We start from the raw sequence: 20621 nt of genomic DNA on the forward strand, positions 1-20621 counted from the left end.
ATCAGATCAGTTATGGCGTTGAAGACGCCGTTGAGTCGCTGTACGGCGGCGACCGCAAGCCGGCGGAACGATCGAAGACTGCAGGATTGAGGCATATGTGCGCGCTGGGGGCAGGGCATCGACAGCTCCGGCCGCAGTCGATCCGGGTGACAGCGTGTGTCCTTTTGATCGTATGTGTTCGTCTGGTTTGAGAACAGCATTGACTTGATCTGATGTGAGCGTTTTACTTCGGAAACCCTGCGGAAGCCGGAGCGTCACATTCCCGGCAACGCCCCGCTCGCCACCCTCCATGGAGACGGACCGATGCGACAGGATCTGCGATGACGTCCGGGACGGCCGGCCGGTCAACGCCGGGGACGGCCTCGGATGCCGCGACCTGGAGCCGGGACGACTGGCTGGCCCTCGCCGACCGGATGCTCGCCGCGGTCCGGCCGTTCGCGTCGCCCGGCCACGCTCTCGTCAACCTTCCCGGTGCCGAGGGCGGTTACGGGCGGGCCGTCGACGGCCTTGAGGGTTTCGCCCGCACCTTCCTGCTGGCCGGCTTCCGCCTCGCGGGGGCCAGGGGAGTGGGCCTGGACGAGCTGGCCGACCGGTACGCGGCCGGTATCGCCGCCGGCACCGACCCGACCTCCCCGGACCGCTGGGTGCGCTTGGACGAGCACCCCCAGGCGAAGGTGGAAGCCGCTTCCATCGCGCTGGTCCTGGACATGACCCGCCCGTGGATCTGGGACCGGATGCCGTCCGCGGTGCACGAGCGGGTAGTCGACTACCTGCGCCCGGCGGTCGGCGACGACACGTATCCACAGATCAACTGGGTCTGGTTCCGGCTGGTCGTACAGACGTTCCTGCGTTCGGTGGGTGGGCCGCACTCGCTCGACGAGATGGCCGCGGACCTGCGCACGCACGACAGCTTCGCCCGCGCGGACGGCTGGATGTCCGACGGGCCGCACCGGGCGTACGACCACTACGTGGGCTGGGCCCTGCACCTGTATCCGACGCTGTGGGCCCGAATGGCCGGCGCCGCGGACCTGGCCGAGCAGCGCCGCGATCGGGACCTGGCCAGCCTCGACCGCTTCCTGAGCGACGCGGTGGCGCTCGTGGGCACCGACGGGTCACCGCTGATCCAGGGACGAAGCCTGATCTACCGCTTCGCCGCGGCGGCGCCGTTCTGGGTCGGCGCGATCGCCGGCGTGCCCTCGGTCAGCCTCGGCCAGCTGCGCGGCGCGGCCACCCGCATCGTGCGCCACTTCGTCGCTAACGGGGCTCTGGACGAACGAGGTCTGCTCACCCTCGGCTGGCACCGGCCGTGGCCGCGACTGGCCCAGTCGTACTCCGGGCCGGGCTCGCCGTACTGGGCCAGCAAGGGCCTGCTCGGCATCGCGCTACCCACCGACCATCCGGTGTGGACCGCTTCTGAGGAGCCGCTGCCGGTCGAGGAGCGGAATACGGTGCGGGCGATACACGCGCCGGGCTGGCTCGTCTCCGGCACCCGCGCCGACGGCATCGTCCGCGTCGTCAACCACGGCACCGACCACGCCGTCGAGGGCGCCACCGTCGGAGATTCCCCGCTCTACGCGCGACTGGGCTACTCCACCGCCACCAGCCCCGTCCTCGACGACAGCGGCTGGGCCAGTCCGCTCGACCAGTCGGTCACTCTCGTCGACGACGCCGGCCGGGTCACCCACCGCGCCGGCATGCGTCAGCTGACCGTGCACGTCGACAGCGACGGCGTGGGGGTGGCCGGATCACGTGCCCTCGCCCACTGGGTCGACCCGGATCCAGGTCAGCGCGATCACGGCGGCGGCCATCTCGGCTCGTCCCGACCGGCCGGGCACCTCACGGTGTACTCCCTGGTCCGTGGCCCCTGGGAGCTACGTCTGACCCGCGTCGACGACCTCGCCGACGGTGTCGAGGCGGCCGCGCTGCGGCTGCGGATCGGCGGCTGGGCCATTGCCGGGGACGCGACGGCGACCGTCGGCGAGCGGGCGGTGACCGTGACCGGGGCCGGCCTGACCAGCCGGCTCGACAGCGTTCGCGGGGACGGAACGGCCGGCGCCAGCGCCGTTCCGCACGGCGGACCGCTGGCCGGCGGGCTGGTGGTGCCCTGGCTGGACCACCCCGTCCGGCCCGGCTGCTGGGTCGCCGCCTTCATCGAGCTGTCCGGGGTGTCGGCAGCCACTGTCGGGCAGGCGGGCCGGGTCGTGGCCGACGAGAACGCCGACGGCCTCCACCTGGCGGTCGACTGGCCCGACGGGATCAGCACGTCGACCCGTCTGGACACGGAGCATGCCGGGCCCGCCCGGGTGCCTGGTAGCAGTGCGGGCCCGTCCGGGCCCCTTAACCTAAGGAGAAAGGGATGAAGCGTGCGATACCGGCCGTCATCAGCGCCGCGGCGGCCCTGACGCTTGTTCTCGCCGGTTGCGGCGGCGGAGACGAGCCAGTCGACCCCAACGCCCCGGTGACGATCACCCTGGCCGGCTGGACCCTGTCGTCCACGCCCGAGTTCAAGACGCTCGCCGACGGCTTCAAGGCGACCCACCCGAACGTGACGGTGGAGCTCAAGGAGTACGCCCCGGGCAACGACTACGACACCCAGATGATCACGGATCTGGCCGCCGGCACCGCCCCGGACGTCTACGTCATGAAGAGCCTCAAGAACTTCTACACATACCAGAGCGGTGGTCAGCTGCTCGACGTCTCCGACGCCACCTCCGGTCTCGGCTCGAGCCCGGCGCTCGCGTCGTACCAGGTGGACGGCAAGGCGTACGCGATGCCGTACCGGCAGGACGCGTGGGTGCTGTTCTACAACAAGGACCTGTTCGCGAAGGCGAAGGTGGCGCCGCCGGACGGCAGTTGGACCTGGGACGACTACACCGACGCGGCGAAGCGGCTGCACACCGGGCTGAAGGGGGCCGGCTCGAACGCGACCGGCGCGTACCAGCACACCTTCCAGTCGACGGTGCAGGGATTCGCGCTCGCCCAGACCCCCAACGCGGACCTGCTCTCCGGGAACTTCGGCTACCTGAAGCCGTACTACGAGCGGTCACTGGACCTGCAGGCGGCCGGCGCGCAGCCGACCTTCGGCACCGCGAAGACCAACAAGCTCACCTACCAGGCGCAGTTCGGCAAGCAGCAGTCGGCGATGCTGCTGATGGGCACCTGGTACGTGGCCACGCTGCTCAACCAGCGCAAGAGCGGTGACGCCGACACGTTCCAGTGGGGGATCGCCCCGGCGCCGCAGTTCGACAAGTCCACCACCGGCACCTCCGCCACGCCGGTCACCTTCGGTGACCCGACCGGCCTGGGGATCAACCCGAAGATCAGCAAGTCCAAGACCGCCGCGGCCAAGGCCTTCCTCCAGTACGCGGCCGGTCCGGATGCCGCCAAGGCGCTGGCCGGGATCGGCATCACCCCGGCCCAGGTCACCGATGCGGTCACCGCGACGCTGTTCGGGCTGGACGGTGTACCGCAGGACGACCTGTCGAAGTTCGCCTACGCGAAGCACACGGTCAAGCCGGAGAACCCGGTGTCGAAGCACACCGCCGGCCTGCAGAACCTCCTCAACGAGACGCACTCGGCGATCCTCTCCGACGGCAAGGGCGTCGACGCGGAGCTGAGCAAGGCGCAGACCCGTGCCAAGAACGAGGTCCTCAACCAGTGAGCTGATGGCGGGCCCGGCGCGCCTGCGTCGTACGCCGGTCCCGCCACCATGCCGAACGCTTCCGGAGACTCCCTATGGCAACATTGCCGCGCACGAGACCCAGGAACCGGCGGCTGGTGTCGCGCAACACGGTCGCCGGCTGGTCGTTCATCCTGCCCAACTTCGTCGGCTTCGCCGTGCTCACCCTGCTACCCGTCGTCGTGCTGTTCTACGTGGCCTTCACCAGCTGGAACGTCTTCGGGGCGGCCGAGTGGACCGGCACCGCCAACTTCCGGCGAATGTGGGGCGACGCGAGCTTCTGGACCGCGCTGCGCAACACCGTCTACTACACCGTCTTCCACATCCCGCTGACCCTCGCGGCGGCACTCGGGCTGGCGCTGCTGCTCAACCGCAAACTGCGCGGCGTACGGTTCTTCCGCACCGTCGCCTTCTTCCCCTACATCACCTCGATCGTGGCGATCGCGATCGTCTGGAACCAGCTGTTCAGCCCGGAGTACGGCCCGATCAACGCGCTGCTCGGCGCCCTCGGGGTGGACAGTGCGCCGGGCTGGACCACGTCGTCGACCTGGTCGATGCCGGCGGTCATCATCGTCGGCACCTGGCGGTACATGGGTTACTACATGCTGCTGTTCCTGGCCGGCCTGCAGACCATCCCGGCCCAGCTCTACGAGGCGGCCGAGACCGACGGCGCCACACCGTGGCAGCGGTTCGTGCACGTGACCCTCCCCGGGTTACGACACACCACCTTCTTCGTCACCGTGCTGCTCACCATCGAAAGTTTCAAGGTCTTCGACCTCATCCTCGTGATGACCGGCGGCGGACCGGGCCAGTCGACACTGGTGCTCTCGCAGTACATCTACCAGAAGGGCTTCGAGGAGAACCAGTTCGGCTACGCCTCGGCGGTCTCCATCGTCCTGTTCGCCATCTGCTTCGGCATCACGGTCATCCAGTTCATGGTCAACAAGCGGAGGAACAGCTGATGACCGCGACCGACCTCTCCCTGCCCACCCCGGCCGTCGCCGCGCCCGGCAACCGCAGCGCGCCCGGCCGGCCGGTCCGGTCCCGGGGCTGGCGGCTCGTCGGGTACGCCGCCCTCGTGCTCGCGGCGGCCGCGCTGCTGCTTCCGTTCTACTGGATGGTGGTGGCGTCGTTGAAGACCAACAGCGACGTCTTCACCATCCCGATCACCTGGCTCCCCGATCCCGTGGTGTGGCGAAACTACCTGGACATCTGGCAGCGCTCGGACATGACGACCTGGTTGGGAAACACGCTGCTGCTGTCGGTGGTCGTCAGCCTCCTGCAGGTGGTGACCGGCAGCTTCGCCGCCTACGGCTTCGCCCGGGTCCGCTTTCCCGGCCGCAATGCGCTCTTTCTGGCGTACGTCGGGACGATCGCGGTGCCCTGGCAGTCGTACATGATTCCGCAGTTCATCCTCATGTCGAAGTTGCAGTTGTCGAACACGCTGTGGTCGATCGTCGCGTTACAGGCGTTCGGCGCGTTCGGCGTGTTCCTGATGAAGCAGTTCTACGAGACGATCCCCGAGGAGCTGAGCGAGTCGGCGCGGGTGGACGGGCTCGGCGAGTTCGGCATCTACCGACGGATCATGCTGCCGCTGTCCCGACCGGCGCTGGCCAGCCTGGCCCTGCTGACGTTCGTGACCACCTGGAACGACTACCTCGGCCCGCTGATCTACCTGCGCAGTCCGGAGCTGCGCACCATCCAGTTGGGTCTGAACACCTTCATTTCCCAGTACAACGCCGAGTACGCGCTGATCATGACGGGCTCGGTGCTGTCCGTGTTGCCCGTCGCGGTCATCTTCCTGCTCGGCCAGCGCTACTTCATCGAGGGCATCGCCACGACCGGACTGAAGGGTTGAGGCCCATGCGTTCGCGCCACCACACCCTCACCGCCGTCTTCGACGGGGTCTACGTCGCGCTCGTCAGCAACCTGCTGCTGGTGCTCGGTTGCCTGCCCCTGGTGACGCTCGCGTTCACCACCGAGGCGGCGCGCTCCTGGCCGCTGTACGCGCTGACCGCCCCGCTCTGCGCGCCCGGGCTTTGTGCGGTCTTCGCGGTCATGTCCGCCTATTCGGCTGGCGACACCGGCGGCGTGCTGCGCACCTACGGCCGCGCCTGGCGGGCCACCGCCCGGCCGGCGATGCTCTGGACGGCGGCAGCCATGGCGGCCCTGGTCGTGCTCGTCGTCGACGCCCGCGCCGCCTGGGGCCACCGGGTCGGGGCACTCGCCCTGCCGGTGCTGGCGACCCTGATCGTCCTCACCGTCGCCACCACGCTGCTGGGGTTGGTGACCGTCGCCGAGCGACCCACCGCGCGGTTGCGTGAGGTGGCCCGCGCCTGCGGGTATCTGGCGGTGCGCCGGTGGTACCTCACCGCCGTGTCTCTGCTCGTCCTCGTGCTGCTCGCACGGATCCTGGCCGCCCGCCCCGCGATCGCGCTCGGCCTCGCCGCCGCGCCACTGCTCTACGTCGTGTGGGCCAACAGCCGCTTCACCCTGCGCGCCGCCCTCGACCCACCGGCGACCGCACCGCAGAGCACCTGAGCACCGCGTTCCGGCCACCGCGCCGGGACGCCGACAACCGCACCTGCCCGGCACCGGACCGTACCCACGAGGGAGAACAGCATCCATGACGGCGACCGACGTCCGTCCCAACTCCGACGCAGAAGCCACGGCGGCCGCGGTGGCCGCCGCGATCCGCACGGTCGACGCGAACATCGCCGCCTTCGGCGACCGGTACCCCGCCGACACCACCGCCGCCAACCGCTACCCGCTGCGGCCAGCGAGCGGAGGCCAGCCCGAGGGCGCCAACGTCGGCTGGACCACCAGCTTCTGGCCCGGGATGCTCTGGCTGGCACATGACCTGACCGGAGCGGAGCGCCACCAGCGGGCCGCGCTCTCCCACGTGGACAGTTTCGCGGCCCGGATCACCCGCGGCATCGACCTGGACACCCACGACCTCGGGTTCCTCTACACCCTCGCCTGCGTCACCCCGGCCCGCCGTACCGGTGACCCGCGGGCCCGAGGCGCGGCCCTCGCCGCCGCCGACCACCTGATGACGCGCGTCCTCGAACCCGCCGGAATCATCCAGGCCTGGGGCGACCTGAACGACCCCCGCCAACGTGGCCGCACGATCATCGACAGCCTCATGAACACGCCGCTGCTCTTCTGGGCCAGCCAGACCACCGGCGACGACCGCTACGCCGCCGCGGCCCGCCGGCACACCGCCCAGCTGCGCCAGCACATCCTGCGTCCGGACGGCACCACCTTCCACACCTTCTACTGGGACCCGGACAGCGGTGTGCCGCTCCGCGGGGAAACCGAACAGGGCCACTCCGACCACTCCTGCTGGGCGCGTGGGCAGGCATGGGGCATCTACGGGTTCAGCCTCAACCACCGGCACATCGGCGACCCGGCGCTGCTTGCCGCCGCGAGGACCTGCGCCGACCGCTTCCTCGCCCACCTGCCCGACGACCATGTCGCATACTGGGATCTGGAGTTCGGCGACGGCAGCGGCCAGGAGCGGGACAGCTCGGCCGCGGCCATCGCCGCCTGCGGCCTGGTCGAACTCGCCGACGGCGTCACCGACACGGCCAGCGCCGACCGGTACCGGACCGCCGCCGCGGAGATCCTGCGCTCGCTCATCGCCCGCTACTCCACCGGCGGCCACCCGGTCTCGAACGCGCTGATCCTGCACGGCGTGTACGACAAACCCAAGGGCATCGGCGTCGACGAGGGAACCCTGTGGGGCGACTACTTCTACCTGGAAGCCCTCACCCGCGCCACGATCCCTGGCTGGACCAGCCCCTGGTGACCACCGCGATCGACCCGCACCGTCCGCATCCTTCGAAAGGTGACCATGGACTACCGCTACCACTGCGCCATCCCCGCCGTCGACGGCCGGAACACGCTGCCCTTCAATCCCTGCCGGCTGCTGGACTTCACCCTGCTGCGGCTGTCGGCCGGCGAGTCCTGGACCGGCGAGTCCGGTGACCGGGAGATCCTGGCCGTCATCCTCGGTGGCACGGCCAGCTTCACCGTCGCCGGCCGCCACTTCCCACAGGTCGGTGGGCGTCCGGACGTCTTCTCCGGCAAGCCGCACTCGGTCTACCTCCCGGCCGGCTCCTCGGTGACAGTCGAGGCGGTCACCGACGTGGAGATCGCCCTCCCCAGCGCCCCCAGCGACCTGAGCACCGACCCCTATGTCATCGCGCCGGAACAGGTCGTCAGCGGACGCTGGGGAGCGGCCAACTTCGGCCGCACCTACCACCAGATCCTCACCGAGATCTCCCAGCCGGACCTGCCCGCCCGCCGGCTCATCGTCGGCGAGACCTACACGCCCTCGGGCAACTGGAGCACCTACCCGCCGCACCGGCACAGAATCGACGACCTGCCCGCCGAGGCCGCGCACGAGGAGATGTACTACTACCGCGTCAACCCGGCGGACGGGTTCGGTATCAGCCGGGTCTATACCGACGACGGGTACGAGGAGAACGTCACCATCCGCGAGCACGTGATGCAGATGATGCCCGAGGGGTACCACACCGTGGTCAGCGCGCCCGGCTACACCACCTATTTCCTGTGGTTCCTGGCCGGCACCCAGCGCACCCAGGGCGCCCGCGAAGACGCCGCGCTCGCCTGGGTGGGCCAGACCGTACCGACCCTGCGCAGCTTGGGCCTGTAGCGATGGAAAACGCCGATTCTCTTCCCACGTTGATTGGACACGTCATGAAGCGGAGCAGACTGTTCCACGGCCACGTATCGCGGAGCACCCGGTCGCCGCGCCGACTCCTGGTCGCGCTGGTGGCCGCGTTGACGGCGCTGGTGGGTGGGGTGGTGGTGGTGTCCGCGCCGGCCGCCGCCGCGACGAGTCAGTTTCGGGGGATGAACTGGGCGGTGTTGGGGGACAACTTCAGCACCGGTCCGTTGGTGGTGCAGGGTCTGAGTATGTCGGACAGCAACGCGACGGTGCGGGCCAAGGCCACCTCGTTGTATGACGACATGGCCGCCACGTTGGGGGTGAACACCGTTCGGTTGCCGGTCAACACGCACACCGTCGGCACCGCGTGGTGGGAGGCGTACCGGGGGGCGATCGACGCGGCGACCGCTCGGGGGTTCAAGGTGATCCTGGCGTATTGGGAGGACGGGGCGGCCTCGGGCGGGCGGATCACGAACCTGGGGGCGTGGAACGCGATGTGGTCCACGGTGATCACGGCGTACGCATCGAATCCGAACGTGTACTTCGAGCCGATGAACGAGCCGCACGGCTACTCCTCGGCCGAGTGGCGGACCGTGGCGGCGAACTGGCTCACCGCGCACTCGGCGGCCCCGCCCGGGCGGGTGCTGATCGGGGGTACCGGGTTCAGTCAGGATCTGCGGGATCTGTGTACCGACAGCCGGTTCAGCGGCACGCTGCTGTCGTTCCACTACTACGCGTTCTTCTACGGTGCGATGACCTACGACGCGTTCCGCAGCCACATCCAGACCCGCCTGGGCTCCTGCGCGGCGCGGGCGGTCGCGACCGAGTTCGGCGCGCCCATGAACGACGGCCGTAACTACGCCGACCCGAACAGCACCGACAACTTCGTGCGGTACATCCGCGCGATGGCCCAGGTCATGCGGGACAACCAGATGGGCGGCACCTACTGGCCCGCCCTGGGCGGCAAACCCGGCAGCATCGGCTACGACTGGTACTCGATGTACGCGCTCAGCGGCGGCGGCACCGACCTCAACCTCACCGTTCGCAACACCTCCGGCGCCGACCGGCTGCGCTACGCCTGGGGCGACACCGTCGGCGGCGATCCCACCACGCCACCACCGAGCACCGGCACCACCTACCGCCTCGACGCCCGACACAGCGGCAAGACGATGACCGTCCAAGCGCCGGCCGCCGACAACGGCACCCGCATCGCCCAATACCCCTACACGGGCAGCCCCGCGCAACAGTGGCAGTTCCAGGACGCCGGCAGCGGCTACTGGCGCATCGTCAGCAAAAACAGCGGTAAATGCCTCGACATCGTCGGCGCCTCCACCGCCGACAACGCCGACCTGATCCAGTACACCTGCGGCACCGGCACCAACCAACAATTCCAGATGATCACCAACGGCAGCTACTTCCAACTCCGCGCCCGCCACAGCGGCAAATGCCTCGACGTCCCCGCCGCCTCGACCACCGACGGCACCATCATCAAGCAATACACCTGCAACAACGGCACCAACCAACAGTGGACGCGGACGACCGTCTGACAACCCACCCGGCAGCACCCCCGGCTCCGAGCTGTCGACCGGAGCCGGGGGTGCGTGCCGTCGCGACGACCTGCGCCACGGTCGTCGGGCGCTATCATCGGACGGCCGATCGGCCGGTCCTCACCCGGGAGTGTGCACGTGTTCCTGACGTCGGTGTCCCGCCGGGCCCGGTACGCGCTGACGGCCGCGTTGGTGGCCGTCACGGCTGCCGGTTGTGGCGACGGCAATGAGACGCAGCGATACGCCGACCACATACGGGTCGAGGGATTCACGCTGGTCAAGACCACGTACTCGAACGGCGAGGGTCAGTCCTATCTCGGGCCGGCCGGCGACGAGGTTCCGGTGGTCACCGCGCCCGGCCTCACCCTGAGCCCGGGTGGTACGGACCTGTCGTACCTGTTCTACGACTACCTGGCCACCGGCGAGGGCAGCGACGCGGACACCGGTGCCTGTCGGGTGACGGTGTACGAGATCCGGGACCGGACCAAGGCGGTGGCCTACCTCGATGACGACCTGAACAGCAGCCAACAGCAGGCGGTGCGCGACGGCACGTCCAGGATCGTGCACATCGACGTGCTCTGCGACGCGCAGGCCGACGTCTGAGCCGGTGCGGGTCGGCGGTTCGCCCGGCGGTTGTCCAGCTCCTGTCAAGTGCTCCTCAACTGGCGTTGCCTACAACTCCAGGTGCAGCGTTTTTCGCACCGCACAAAGGAGCCCTCATGGCCGACGTCACCCCACCGTCGTTCAGCGGCGTGCACCACGTCGCTTTCACCGTCCGAAACCTCGAGGCCAGCGTGGCCTGGTACCAGAAGGTCTTCCAGGCCACGCCCGCGGACGGCAAGCTTCCGCACTACGGGCGGGAGTGGACCGGGTACGCCGAGCTGGTCATCGATCCGCGCACCGGCTTCTCCATCGGTCTGCACCACAACGAGGGCAACCAGGGCGAGGAGTTCAACGAGGTCCGTACCGGCCTCGACCATTTCTCCCTCAACGTCGAGACGCGCGAGGGGCTTGAGGCCTGGTCCGCCTGGCTCGACAGCCTGGGCGTCGCGCACTCCGGCATCCAGACCGCGAGGGAGCCGTTCCGCTACTCGACCGTCGTCTTCCGGGACATCGACAACATCCAGCTCGAAGTTGTCGCCTTCGGCGTCTGAGCCGCCGGACCGTGGGTATGACCGCCGACGCGACGGACGGGGCGGTGCCGGCCCGATGATTCAAGGAGTGGAACATGACCAAGGTTCTGATGGTGTTGACCTCGCACGACCAGCTCGGTGACACCGGCCGCAAGACCGGGTTCTGGCTGGAGGAGCTGGCCACGCCCTACTACCGCTTCCGGGACGCCGGCTGGGAGGTGACGCTCGCCTCGCCGCAGGGCGGACGGGCGCCGCTGGACCCGAAGAGCGACGAGCCGGACTTCCAGACCGACCAGACCCGCCGGTTCACCGCGGACGCCGAGGCGGAACGCCAGCTGGGGGCGACGGTACGGCTCGACTCGGTCGCCGTCGCGGACTACGACACCGTCTTCTACCCGGGCGGCCACGGACCCCTGTGGGACCTCGCCGAGGACGACACGTCGATCAGGCTGATCGAGCAGGTCGTCGCGGCGGGCAAGCCGATCGCGCTGGTGTGCCACGCCCCGGGGGTGTTGCGGCACTGCGTGACGCCCGACGGCGAGCCTCTGGTGGCCGGCCGGCGGGTCACCGGCTTCACCGACAGCGAGGAGGAGTACATGGGCCTGACGAAGGTCGTGCCCTTCCTCGTCGAGGACGAGCTGGTCGCGAAGGGCGCCGACTTCTCCGGGGCGGGCAACTTCGAGCCGTACGTGGTGAGCGACGGGTTGCTCGTCACGGGCCAGAACCCGGCGTCCTCAGGGCCGGCGGCGGATCAGTTGATGTCCCTGGTGGGCCGTAGCGACGGGTAGCAGCCGTGACCTCCGTCCGGCGGGTGCCACCGCCCGCCGGACGGCGTCGTCGGGTGGCAACGCCGTCGGCGAAGTCAGCGGGACCGCACGGTGTGCACCGCGGAGACCGCACCGGCCCCCTCCCCGACGGCGGTCGCCACCCGCTTGGTGGAGCCGGAGCGGATGTCGCCCACCGCGAAGACGCGCGCGGAGCTGGTCTGGAACGGCAGCGGCGCGTCGTGCGTGCCGGGAGGCAGTCGGCTGTCGGTCAGCACGAAACCGCTGTCGTCCGTCGCGATGCCCGTCATCCATCCGGACTCCGGTTCGGCGCCGATGAAGCAGAACAGCCCTCGACAGTCCAACCGCGTGGGATCACCCTCCTTCGCCACGACGATCGCCGTCAGGGTGTCCTCTCCGTGCAGCTCCCGCAGGGTGCTGCCGGTGTGGACGGTGATCCTGGGATCGGCCCGGATCCGGTCGGTCAGGTACGCCGACATCTTGGCTCCGAGGTCGGCCGCGCGCACCACCAGGTGTACGGAGCAGCCGCGCGCGGCCAGGGAGAGCGCGGCCTGCCCGGCCGAATTGGCGCCGCCCAGCACGGCGACCGGCTGGGACTCGTACCCACGCACGTCCAGTTCGGTAGCCGCGTACCGGACGCAGCCGCTCTGCTCGAACTCCGCCCACCGCTCGATGTCGAGGCGTCGGTACCGCGCTCCGGTGGCCGCGATGACCGCGGACGTCCCGATCCGGGTGCCGTCCGCCAATTCCACGACCGGACGCCTCTGGTCGGAGACGTCGAGGCCGACCACCGCGCACGGCGCGTAGATCTGAACGCCGAACTTCAGCGCCTGGAGCATCGCCAGCCGGGCCAACTGCTCGCCGCTGACCCCCTCGGGGAAGCCGAGGTAGTTCTCGATGCGCGCGCTCTTGGCCGCCTGGCCGCCCAGGCCGGTGCCGTCCAGCAGCACCGTGACGAGACCCTCGGAGGCGGCGTACACCGCCGCGGCCAGCCCGGCCGGTCCGGCGCCGACCACGACCAGGTCGGGGTCGCGCGCCGTGGCGACGTAGGTCAGACCGAGGGCCTCGGCGACCGTGCCGGGAGTGGCGCGACGCAGTACGCGGTTGCTGGTGACCGCGACCGGAAGGTCGTCCGCGCCGACGTCCTCCGCCCGCAGGAGCGCCCGCCCGGGCAGCGACGCCGCGTCGAGCCAGGTGTGCGGGAGGAGCATCTGGTTCACGTACGTCCGCAGCTCCAGCGACTCGGCCACGTGCGGCCGACCGACGATCTCCAGGGCGTTGCCGGCCACGCCGCGCATGAGCTCGCGCCGGGCCCGGAAGGTCTCGATCAGCACGTCGGCGATGTCGACCTGGTCGGCGAGCACTCGGCGCAGCTCGGGGGCGGTGATCCGGACGACCGTCCCGGCCGTCACGACGCGGACCGTGAGGAACACCTGCTGCCCGGTCAGCAGGCTCAGTTCGCCGAGGAACTCGCCCGGTCCACGCCGGTAGATCAGCCGTTCGGGCTCCAGCGCCGTCGCGTTGCGGACCGCCTCGGCGGTCGCCGTACGCAGCAGGAAGAAGTCGTAGGTGCTGTCGCCGGCGGCGTACAGGTGTTGGCCCTGACGCACCTCCTCCTCGGCGCCGTAGCTGGCGAGGCGGTCGAACTGCTCCGCGTCGAGGACAGGACCGTCGGCGTCTCGGGTGCTCACAGTCGAACGGTAGGTGCCCCGTGTTGACGAGGAGTGGATCGGCACTGAGTTCGCCGCGTCGTGTCACTCACCTCGGGCCGTGTTCATGGCCGGGGCGTCGCGGCCGCGACGGTTCGCCGGGGCCGACCGACGGTGGTGAGGTAGAGGACCAGGCCGGCGCTGGTGAGGACGAATCCCGCCCACACCGTGGAGAGGGTTCCCCAGCCGACGCCGAGGGCGACGGCGCCGCCGATCGCGCCGAGCGAGTTGGCGAGGTTGAGGGCGGCCAGGTTGAGCGCGCCCATCAGGGTCGGCGCGTCGGGTGCGAACTGGGTCAGCCGTACCTGGATGGCGGGAATGGCGAACATCATGGTCGCGCCGACGCCGAACAGCGCCGGCATGAGGATCAGAATCTCCCGGCCGGCGAGCCCGATGGCCACGAGCAGCACGAGGACGTAGCTGAACCCGTAGATCAGCGGTCGGCTGCCGTCGTGGTCGGCGGCGCGACCGCCGAAGTAGTTCCCGAACGCCATGCCGAGTCCGAAGACGGCCAGGGCGACCGGAATCAGCGACGTGCTCTCCCGTGCCGCGTCGGTGACGAACGGCCCGATGAAGGTGTAGACGGCGAAGATGCTGGAGATGCCGAGCGCCGCGACCGCGACCATGAGCCAGACCTCGCGTCGCCGGAGGGCGGCGAGTTCGTGCGCCACCGCGCCGCCGTGCAGGTCGTCGGTGCGCGGCAGCCACCCCAGGAGCGCCGCGCCGGCCAGCAGCCCCAGGCCGACCACGGTCCAGTAGGTCGCCCGCCACCCGGCCTGCTGGCCGACGAGGGTGCCGAGCGGCGAGCCGAGGATGGTGGCCACCGTCAGGCCGCCCATCACGGTGGCGAAGGCCCGGCCACCCTTGCCGGGACCGTAGACGTACGCGGCGACGACCGCCCCCGCGCCGAAGAACGCGCCCTGCACGCTTCCCGTGATGAAGCGGAAGACGACGAGGGTCGCGATGTTCGGGGCCAGGCCGGACAGGACGTTGCCGACCAGGAACAACGTGATCAGACCCAGCAGGAGGGTACGGCGGTTGGCGCGCGCCGCGAGAAGCGTGATCGCCGGTGAGCCGATCATGACGCCGAAGGCGTAGGCGCTGATCGCGTACGTCGCGACCGGGATGGACGCGCCCAGGTCCGCGGCGAAGAGTTGCAGGATCCCGTTGCTGCCGAACTCGCCGGTGCCGATGGCGAAGGTGCCCAGCGCCAGCGCGAGGAGGGTCAGTGCCGGGCGGGGACCAGGCCGAGCGGCGGTAGCCCGCTGCGCTGGAGCGTTCTGCTGGGGTTCGTCCGGATCGCCGTGGACGTCGGGATGCGCCGGCTGGAGCCGGGTGCTGTTCTCTGACGTGGTCATGGAGCCTTGTCCTCGCGCAGGGATGTCGTGCGGGGACATCCTGACGTCAGCCAGTTGACAGTTTCTGACGTTTGTCGGACCGGGCGGATGTCCTCGCGTCCTGGGCGAGCAGCAGGAGCGCGGCCAGCGTCAGCAGTCCACCGACGAGCGCGAGCACGCGCGCCCCCGACGTGGGCAGGAGGGCGCCGCCGAGCAGCGATCCGCCGGCGATGCCGACGTTGAAGGCGGTGCTGACGCCGGCCGACGCGATGTCGGTGCTGCCGGGAGCCAGGTGCAGCATCCGGTTCTGCACGGCGGACGCGAACGCCGCGTAGGCGAGGCCGAGCCCGGCGAGGAACGCGACCGCGCCGGGTCGGAGCACGCCGAGTCCGTACATGCCGAACAGCGCGGCCGTACCGATGCCCAGCGGCGTCAGCAGCGAGGCGATCGGCCGGGCGTCCAGGGTCCGGGCCGAGAGCAGGGTGCCGACGACGGCCGCGACACCGGCGGTGAACAGCAGCGGCGTCAGGGCCGCGTCGGTGAAGCCGCTGACGTCCAGCAGGAACGGTGCGATGTAGGTCTGCAGGGTCAGGAAGCCGCCGACGCCGAGGGCGGTGGCGGTCAGCAGCACGGCGAAGCGCCGCCCGTCCGGTGCGGTGCCCCGGGCCGCGCCGCCAGCGTCCGGCGGGTACGTGGGCACCAGGACGAGCACCGCGGTGGCGATCACCAGACCGATCCCCGCCAGCGCCGCGAACGACGCGCGCCAACCTGCCTGCTGACCGATCCAGGTGCCGAGGGGTACGCCGAGCACCGGCGCGAGCGTCACTCCGGCCCCGAACAGCGCCACCACCCGGCCCCGCACCGCGAGGGGGAAGGGCCCGATCACCGTCGCCGTGGCGATGGACCAGAACAGCGCCTGGGCCACAGCGGTCACGAGCCGGGCGCCGGCCAGCATGGCGTACGTGTGCGCGAGCGCGGCGGTGCCGTTCGCGGCGGCGAACAGGAACATCGTCACGCCGAGCAGGTGTCGACGGGGGATTCGCCGGGTCAGCCGGGCCAGCGGGACGGACGCCAGCACGACCACGACGGCGTACCCGCTGACCAGCAGACCCACCCGCGAGTGGGACCGGTCGAGGTCGACCGCGATGTGGGTCAGCAGGCCGACCGGCAGCAGCTCGGTCGTGACGAACGCGAACGCGGCCAGGGAGAGCGTGACGAGGACGGCCCTGGCCCTGGACGGCGACACCTGGGGCGTCACCGTCGGGGCCACCGTCCGGTGGGCGCTTGACGGTGGAGACCGCGCCGATATAATTCATCGAACCGGGATGTCATCAGATGAGGAAACTCCTCCGTTCGGCACGTACATACCCGTCGAGTCGAGCCGGCCCGCCGTTCGAGCAGCGTGGAGGCCTTGTGTCCACTATAGATTCGCCGCTGGCGGCTGTCCGGCACGATCTGCCCGCGCACGGCACGGGCTGGGTCGACGACGTCCTGCTGGCCGGGCCGGGCAACGAGACCTGCCTCGTCCTCGGCATGCCGATCACGCGGGCGCAACTGCGCGCCGAGGTGGCCTCCCGGCAGGCCCGGCTCACCGACGCCGGGCTGCGTCCGGGCGGCGCGATAGCGCTGCGACTGCCCTCCTCGCTGGCGTACGTGGCCAACCTGCTCGCCGCCTGGCGGATCGGGGCCCAGGTGACGCTGCTCGACCACCGGCTGTCGCGCGGCGAGGTCGAGCGGGCACTCGAACGGGTCGGCGCACAGTTCCTCGTCCAACCCGTCGACGCCGTGCTCCCGCCCCTGCGCGGCTTCGTGACCGTCGACGAGACGGTCATCGCACGCCCGGCCGGTCGGCCGGCGTCGACGCCGCACGCCCTCATCCAGCTGAGCTCCGGGTCCACCGGCCCGTCGAAGGTCATCGGCCGCACCGTCGACGACCTCGTCGCCGAGATCGAGCGCTACACGCTCACCGACGGCGTGCCCCGACCCGGCGAGCGGCTCGTGCTGCTCGCGTCGATGGCGCACGTGCTCGGCCTGGTCGGCGGCCTGCTCTACGCCCTGCACGCCCGCGTCACGCTCACGCTGCCGGAGCGGATGACGGTGGGCGGCGTGCTGGGCGTCATCGCGGGGGACTCCACGCCGACCACGGTGATCGGCGTGCCCGTCCACCTCGAAATGCTGATGGCCGGCCGTCCCGCCGGGCCGTTGCCGCAGTTCGTACGGATGACCACGGCGGGCGAGCTGGTCCGGCCCGGCGTTCCCGAGCGCTTCGCGGAGTGCTACGACACCGTGTTGGGCAACATGTACGGGATGACCGAGGTCGGCGTCATCGCCACCGACCTGTTCGGCGCGCACCGGCCCGGGGTACGCCCGGCGCCGGGGATCGACGTACGGGTCGTCGACGGTGAGCTGCAGGTCCGTCGGCCGGTCACCCCGTACGTGGGGCTCGTCGACGAGAGTCGCTGGTCCGACGGCTGGCTACGCACCCGTGACGCCGCCACGCTCGACCCCGCCACGGGGCTGGTCACGATCCGCGGTCGCCTCGACTCGCAGGTGTCCATCGGGGGCCTCAAGGTCGACCTCACCGAAGTCGAACAGGCCATCCTCGACCTGCCCGGCGTCACCGAGGTGGTCGTGACGTTCGACGGCGGCGCCATCGAGGCGTACACGGCCGTCGACCAGCCGTTGACCGGCCGTGAGCTGGACGCCGCGTTGGAGGACGTCCTGGCCCCGTACAAGCGACCGCTGCGGTGGCAGATCCTGGAACGGCTGCCGCGTACGTCCAGCGGCAAGCTGGTGCGGGACGTGGCCGTGTTGCGCCGCGCGTCGGCCGAGCCGACGTCGTCATGATGCCCCGAGACGGGACGTGGGTGCCGCGGCCGCCGATCGGCCGTCACGACGCGGGCGCCTCCGGTGGGCCGACGAGCAGCCGGATGCCACCGGTGTCGCCCTGGTCCGGTCGGTCCTGTCCGGCGACGGCCAGCACCAGGCCCTCGGGGAGGGTGCCGCAGGCCACCCCGGCCCGGCTACCGGGCACGGGGCGCAGCGGCAGCGACCCCGGCGGATCCGGCCAGACTGGCGGCAGCACCAGCGGCTGCCGCAGGCCGCCGCCGCGCAGGCCGGTGCCGCGCGCCTTGCCGATGGCCTCCTTCTGGGTCCACAGCCAGAGGAACGCGCTGGTGTGCAGCGCCTCCGGCTGGTCGGTCAGCCAGTCGGCGTCGGCCGGCGCCATCCAGCGTCGAGCCAACGCCGCGCCGGGCAGCGCGCGTTCGCGCTCGACGTCCACGCCGACCGGAGTCACCGCGGAGACGGCCACCGCCACCACGCCGCGCCCGTGGCTGATGCTCGCGTGCAGCCCGCGTGCCGCGCCGGTGAGCCTCGGCCGGCCGGTCTGGTCCCGTGCCACGCCAACGTTGGCGGCCGGCACGCCGAGCAGGTCGGCAGCGGTGCTGACCAGATGCTCCGACGCCCGGCCCCTGGGGTCGCCGGTGATCGTCGCAATCCGCACCACGACCCATTCCATGGGAGGAGTCAAGCAATGTCAGATGAGGTTCGCCAGTCCATCGTCGATGCGCTGGCCCAGATGAACTACGACGTCGACGACGTCACCGGCGACACGGTGCTCGGCCCCGCCGGGCTGGACCTGGAGTCGCTGGCCGTCGCCGAACTCGCGGTCCGCGTCGAGGACACCTTCGGCGTCAAGTTCACCGACGAGGAGTTGGAGAAGCTGGCCGACTACACGCTCGACCGGTTCGCCGCCGAGGTGGCCGGGCGCGCGGAGCCAGCGCGGAGCGCCCCCGTCGCACCGGCCACCTCGGCGGAGTGAGGGTGGGCGACAGCGATCGCCGCGACGAGATCCTGTCGATCCTCGCCGACGTGGGCTACCGGAGTGTCGACGCCTCGCGTGAGCGCATCGACTCGCTGGAGCTCGCCCGGCTGGTCTACGAGATAGAGCGGCGCTACGGCCTCGACCTCGACCTCGACGACGACGAGCTGGCGGCGATGTCCACGGTGACCGGTGCGGCGGAGATCCTCAGTCGTCTTACCCTGACGGCGGCGGAGTCGGAGTGACCCGCTCGACTGTCGTGGTCACCGGACTGGGCCTCCTGACGGCCCACGGCCGCGGCCCCGCGCCGCTGCTGGCGGCGGTGCTGGCCGGGAAGCCCGCGTTCGGCGAGGTCCGTCGCTTCGACCCGGGCCGTAGCCGGGTACGAGCGGCGGCCACCCTCGCCGACACCGAAGACCTGGCCGCCGAGGTGGTCGCCGTCGTGGCGGACGCCTGCGACGACGCCGGGTTGGCACACCGGCGCGGCGAGTGCGCGCTGTACTTCGCCACCGGCACGGGCACCAGCGTGGTCCGCGCCGGAGGATCGGGCAACGGGCCGGCCGTGTTGGCCGCCACCGTGGCCCGGCGAACCGGCCTCGGCGGCGTCGCGCGGGTCTACACGTCGGCGTGTGTGGCGGGCAGCACCGCGCTGGCCGAGGCCGCCTCGATGATCGCCCGGGGTCGGTGCGAGCGGGCCGTGGTCGCCGGGGGCTTCCTCGTCGACGCCGACCACCAGGCCCTCTTCGACGCCGGCCGGGCCCTGGCCGACGACGGCGCCGTCCGCCCGTTCAGCAACGGCCGGCGCGGCATGCTGCTGGGCGACGCGGTCGTCGCCGTGGTGCTGGAGTCGGCGGCCGCCGCCCAGGGACGGGGCGGTCGGGTGCGGTCCCGGCTGGCCGGCTGGGCCCGGGCCGGCGACGCCTACCACGTCTGCCAGCCCGATCCGGGTGGCGCCGGGATGGGCTCGGCCATCCGCGCCGGCCTGGCCCGGGCCGGCGTGACGCCGCAGGAGTTGGCGTACGTTAACGCCAACGGCACCGGCACGACACGTGCCGACGCGGCCGAGAGCAGCGCGTTGCGCGTCGGCCTCGGCACGGCGGTCGAGTCGGTGGCGGTGAGCTCGACCAAGTCCGTGCACGGGCATGCCCTGGAGGCGTCCGGCCTGCTGGAGTTCGCGGTCACCGCGCTGGCCCTCGACGCCGGCCGGTTGCCGGTCAATGCCGGCTTCATCGAGGCGGACCCGCAGTGCCCGGTACGGGTGGTGCGCGAGCCCGGCCCGATGGTCGGCCGGTACGCCCTGAGCTGCAACTTCGCGTTCGGTGGCGCCAACACCGCTCTGGTGCTGGGGGCGGTGTGACCGGCCTCGACACCGCTTCAGGCGCGGTCCGTGAGCTGGCCCGCGCGGCGTGGCCCGAGCCCGGCGACGCCGGCCGGCCACCCGCGGTCCGCGGGTTCGTCGCCTCGCCGTTCCCCCCGCTTGTCGTGGCCGTCGCCAGCCGCTGCCTGCGACGGCGCGCCGGCGCGGATGCCCACGGGCCGACCGCCGTCGTCCTGGTCAGCGCGTACGCCGACCAGGCCACCGCGGCGGCCATCGCCGGGGAGGTGGACGGTGGCCGGCGGGTGTCGCCGATGTACTTCTTCCAATCCGTGCCGAACTCGGTCCTCGGCCACGTCGCCACCGAGTGGGCCCTGACCGGACCGGTCGTGTCGCTCAGCCCGAGCGGCGATCCGTTCGGCGAGGGCCGGGCGGTGGCGGAGGGCCTGTTCGCCGACGGGGACGCGGCGGAGGCGCTGGTGATCGTCGTCGAGCACGACACCGACCCGGCCCAGCCCACCGGCGCGACGGCCCTGCTGCTCACGCCGGACCACGAGATGACCAGGCCGCCGACCGGCGGCGGACAAGGCGGTTGAC

20 protein-coding genes are annotated in these 20621 nt (G+C 71.1%); 16 read left to right on the top strand and 4 right to left on the bottom strand.

The window, feature by feature from the left end; translation table 11 throughout:
• The first annotated feature begins 320 nt into the window (after positions 1-320).
• The 11 genes from AB0B55_RS00175 to AB0B55_RS00225 all read left to right on the top strand — a co-directional run bounded on the left by AB0B55_RS00175 (position 321) and on the right by AB0B55_RS00225 (position 11843).
• Positions 321-2360: a DUF2264 domain-containing protein gene (locus tag AB0B55_RS00175; RefSeq protein ID WP_357169030.1), complete on the top strand. Its 2040-nt coding sequence runs from the start codon at positions 321-323 to the stop codon at positions 2358-2360.
• Positions 2357-3661, top strand: a complete 1305-nt coding sequence (locus tag AB0B55_RS00180) for an extracellular solute-binding protein (protein WP_357125149.1) — start codon at positions 2357-2359, stop codon at positions 3659-3661. The genes AB0B55_RS00175 and AB0B55_RS00180 overlap by 4 nt, the downstream gene beginning before the upstream one ends.
• A 116-nt stretch (positions 3662-3777) precedes the next feature.
• Positions 3778-4641 (top strand): sugar ABC transporter permease, encoded by an 864-nt coding sequence (locus tag AB0B55_RS00185; protein ID WP_357125152.1) that lies wholly within the window; start codon positions 3778-3780, stop codon positions 4639-4641.
• Positions 4641-5537 (top strand): carbohydrate ABC transporter permease, encoded by an 897-nt coding sequence (locus AB0B55_RS00190; RefSeq protein ID WP_357125155.1) that lies wholly within the window; start codon positions 4641-4643, stop codon positions 5535-5537. The genes AB0B55_RS00185 and AB0B55_RS00190 overlap by 1 nt, the downstream gene beginning before the upstream one ends.
• A gap of 5 nt (positions 5538-5542) precedes the next feature.
• On the top strand, positions 5543-6220 hold the full coding sequence (locus AB0B55_RS00195) for a hypothetical protein (protein ID WP_357169033.1): 678 nt from the start codon (positions 5543-5545) through the stop codon (positions 6218-6220).
• An 85-nt stretch (positions 6221-6305) separates the two neighbouring features.
• Positions 6306-7490, top strand: a complete 1185-nt coding sequence (locus AB0B55_RS00200; protein ID WP_357169036.1) for a glycoside hydrolase family 88 protein — start codon at positions 6306-6308, stop codon at positions 7488-7490.
• A 45-nt stretch (positions 7491-7535) separates the two neighbouring features.
• A complete protein-coding gene (iolB, locus tag AB0B55_RS00205; RefSeq protein WP_357170542.1) occupies positions 7536-8360 on the top strand; it encodes a 5-deoxy-glucuronate isomerase in 825 nt (274 codons plus the stop codon).
• Between the two features lie 44 nt (positions 8361-8404).
• A complete protein-coding gene (locus tag AB0B55_RS00210; protein WP_357169039.1) occupies positions 8405-9922 on the top strand; it encodes an RICIN domain-containing protein in 1518 nt (505 codons plus the stop codon).
• A 138-nt stretch (positions 9923-10060) separates the two neighbouring features.
• Positions 10061-10525, top strand: a complete 465-nt coding sequence (locus AB0B55_RS00215; RefSeq protein ID WP_357125167.1) for a hypothetical protein — start codon at positions 10061-10063, stop codon at positions 10523-10525.
• 116 nt (positions 10526-10641) lie between these two features.
• Complete coding sequence (locus AB0B55_RS00220; RefSeq protein ID WP_357169042.1) at positions 10642-11076, top strand: VOC family protein; 435 nt, start codon at positions 10642-10644, stop codon at positions 11074-11076.
• 74 nt (positions 11077-11150) lie between these two features.
• Positions 11151-11843 carry a type 1 glutamine amidotransferase domain-containing protein gene (locus AB0B55_RS00225; protein ID WP_357125173.1) on the top strand — a complete coding sequence of 231 codons (693 nt, stop codon included), beginning with the start codon at positions 11151-11153 and terminating at the stop codon, positions 11841-11843.
• Positions 11844-11917: 74 nt separating this feature from the next.
• Here AB0B55_RS00225 and AB0B55_RS00230 read toward each other — a convergent pair whose 3' ends face one another.
• From AB0B55_RS00230 to AB0B55_RS00240, 3 genes are all read right to left on the bottom strand, one after another.
• Positions 11918-13531 carry an FAD-dependent oxidoreductase gene (locus AB0B55_RS00230; protein ID WP_357125176.1) on the bottom strand — a complete coding sequence of 538 codons (1614 nt, stop codon included), beginning with the start codon at positions 13529-13531 and terminating at the stop codon, positions 11918-11920.
• Positions 13532-13614: 83 nt separating this feature from the next.
• Complete coding sequence (locus AB0B55_RS00235) at positions 13615-14907, bottom strand: MFS transporter (RefSeq protein ID WP_357169045.1); 1293 nt, start codon at positions 14905-14907, stop codon at positions 13615-13617.
• 46 nt (positions 14908-14953) lie between these two features.
• The gene (locus AB0B55_RS00240; protein ID WP_357125182.1) at positions 14954-16144 is read right to left on the bottom strand and encodes an MFS transporter; all 1191 of its coding nucleotides are present in this window, start codon (positions 16142-16144) and stop codon (positions 14954-14956) included.
• 164 nt (positions 16145-16308) lie between these two features.
• On the opposite strand from AB0B55_RS00240, the gene AB0B55_RS00245 reads away from it, so the two are divergent.
• Positions 16309-17733 (top strand): class I adenylate-forming enzyme family protein, encoded by a 1425-nt coding sequence (locus AB0B55_RS00245; RefSeq protein ID WP_357125706.1) that lies wholly within the window; start codon positions 16309-16311, stop codon positions 17731-17733.
• 43 nt (positions 17734-17776) lie between these two features.
• Here the strand turns inward: AB0B55_RS00245 and AB0B55_RS00250 are convergent, their stop codons facing one another.
• Positions 17777-18406 (bottom strand): 4'-phosphopantetheinyl transferase superfamily protein, encoded by a 630-nt coding sequence (locus AB0B55_RS00250; RefSeq protein WP_357169048.1) that lies wholly within the window; start codon positions 18404-18406, stop codon positions 17777-17779.
• Positions 18407-18421: 15 nt separating this feature from the next.
• Here AB0B55_RS00250 and AB0B55_RS00255 point away from each other — a divergent pair, with 15 nt between their 5' ends.
• From AB0B55_RS00255 to AB0B55_RS00270, 4 genes are read left to right on the top strand one after another with little or no spacing between them, the layout of a single operon-like run.
• Positions 18422-18709, top strand: a complete 288-nt coding sequence (locus AB0B55_RS00255; protein WP_357125188.1) for an acyl carrier protein — start codon at positions 18422-18424, stop codon at positions 18707-18709.
• A gap of 2 nt (positions 18710-18711) precedes the next feature.
• A complete protein-coding gene (locus AB0B55_RS00260; RefSeq protein ID WP_357125192.1) occupies positions 18712-18954 on the top strand; it encodes a hypothetical protein in 243 nt (80 codons plus the stop codon).
• Positions 18951-20066 (top strand): beta-ketoacyl synthase N-terminal-like domain-containing protein, encoded by a 1116-nt coding sequence (locus AB0B55_RS00265; RefSeq protein ID WP_357125195.1) that lies wholly within the window; start codon positions 18951-18953, stop codon positions 20064-20066. Before AB0B55_RS00260 ends, AB0B55_RS00265 begins: the two co-directional genes overlap by 4 nt.
• Positions 20063-20620: a beta-ketoacyl synthase chain length factor gene (locus tag AB0B55_RS00270; RefSeq protein ID WP_357169052.1), complete on the top strand. Its 558-nt coding sequence runs from the start codon at positions 20063-20065 to the stop codon at positions 20618-20620. Before AB0B55_RS00265 ends, AB0B55_RS00270 begins: the two co-directional genes overlap by 4 nt.
• Position 20621 lies beyond the last annotated feature (1 nt).

Source organism: Micromonospora sp. NPDC049107, from assembly GCF_040648595.1.
GTDB lineage: Bacteria > Actinomycetota > Actinomycetes > Mycobacteriales > Micromonosporaceae > Micromonospora.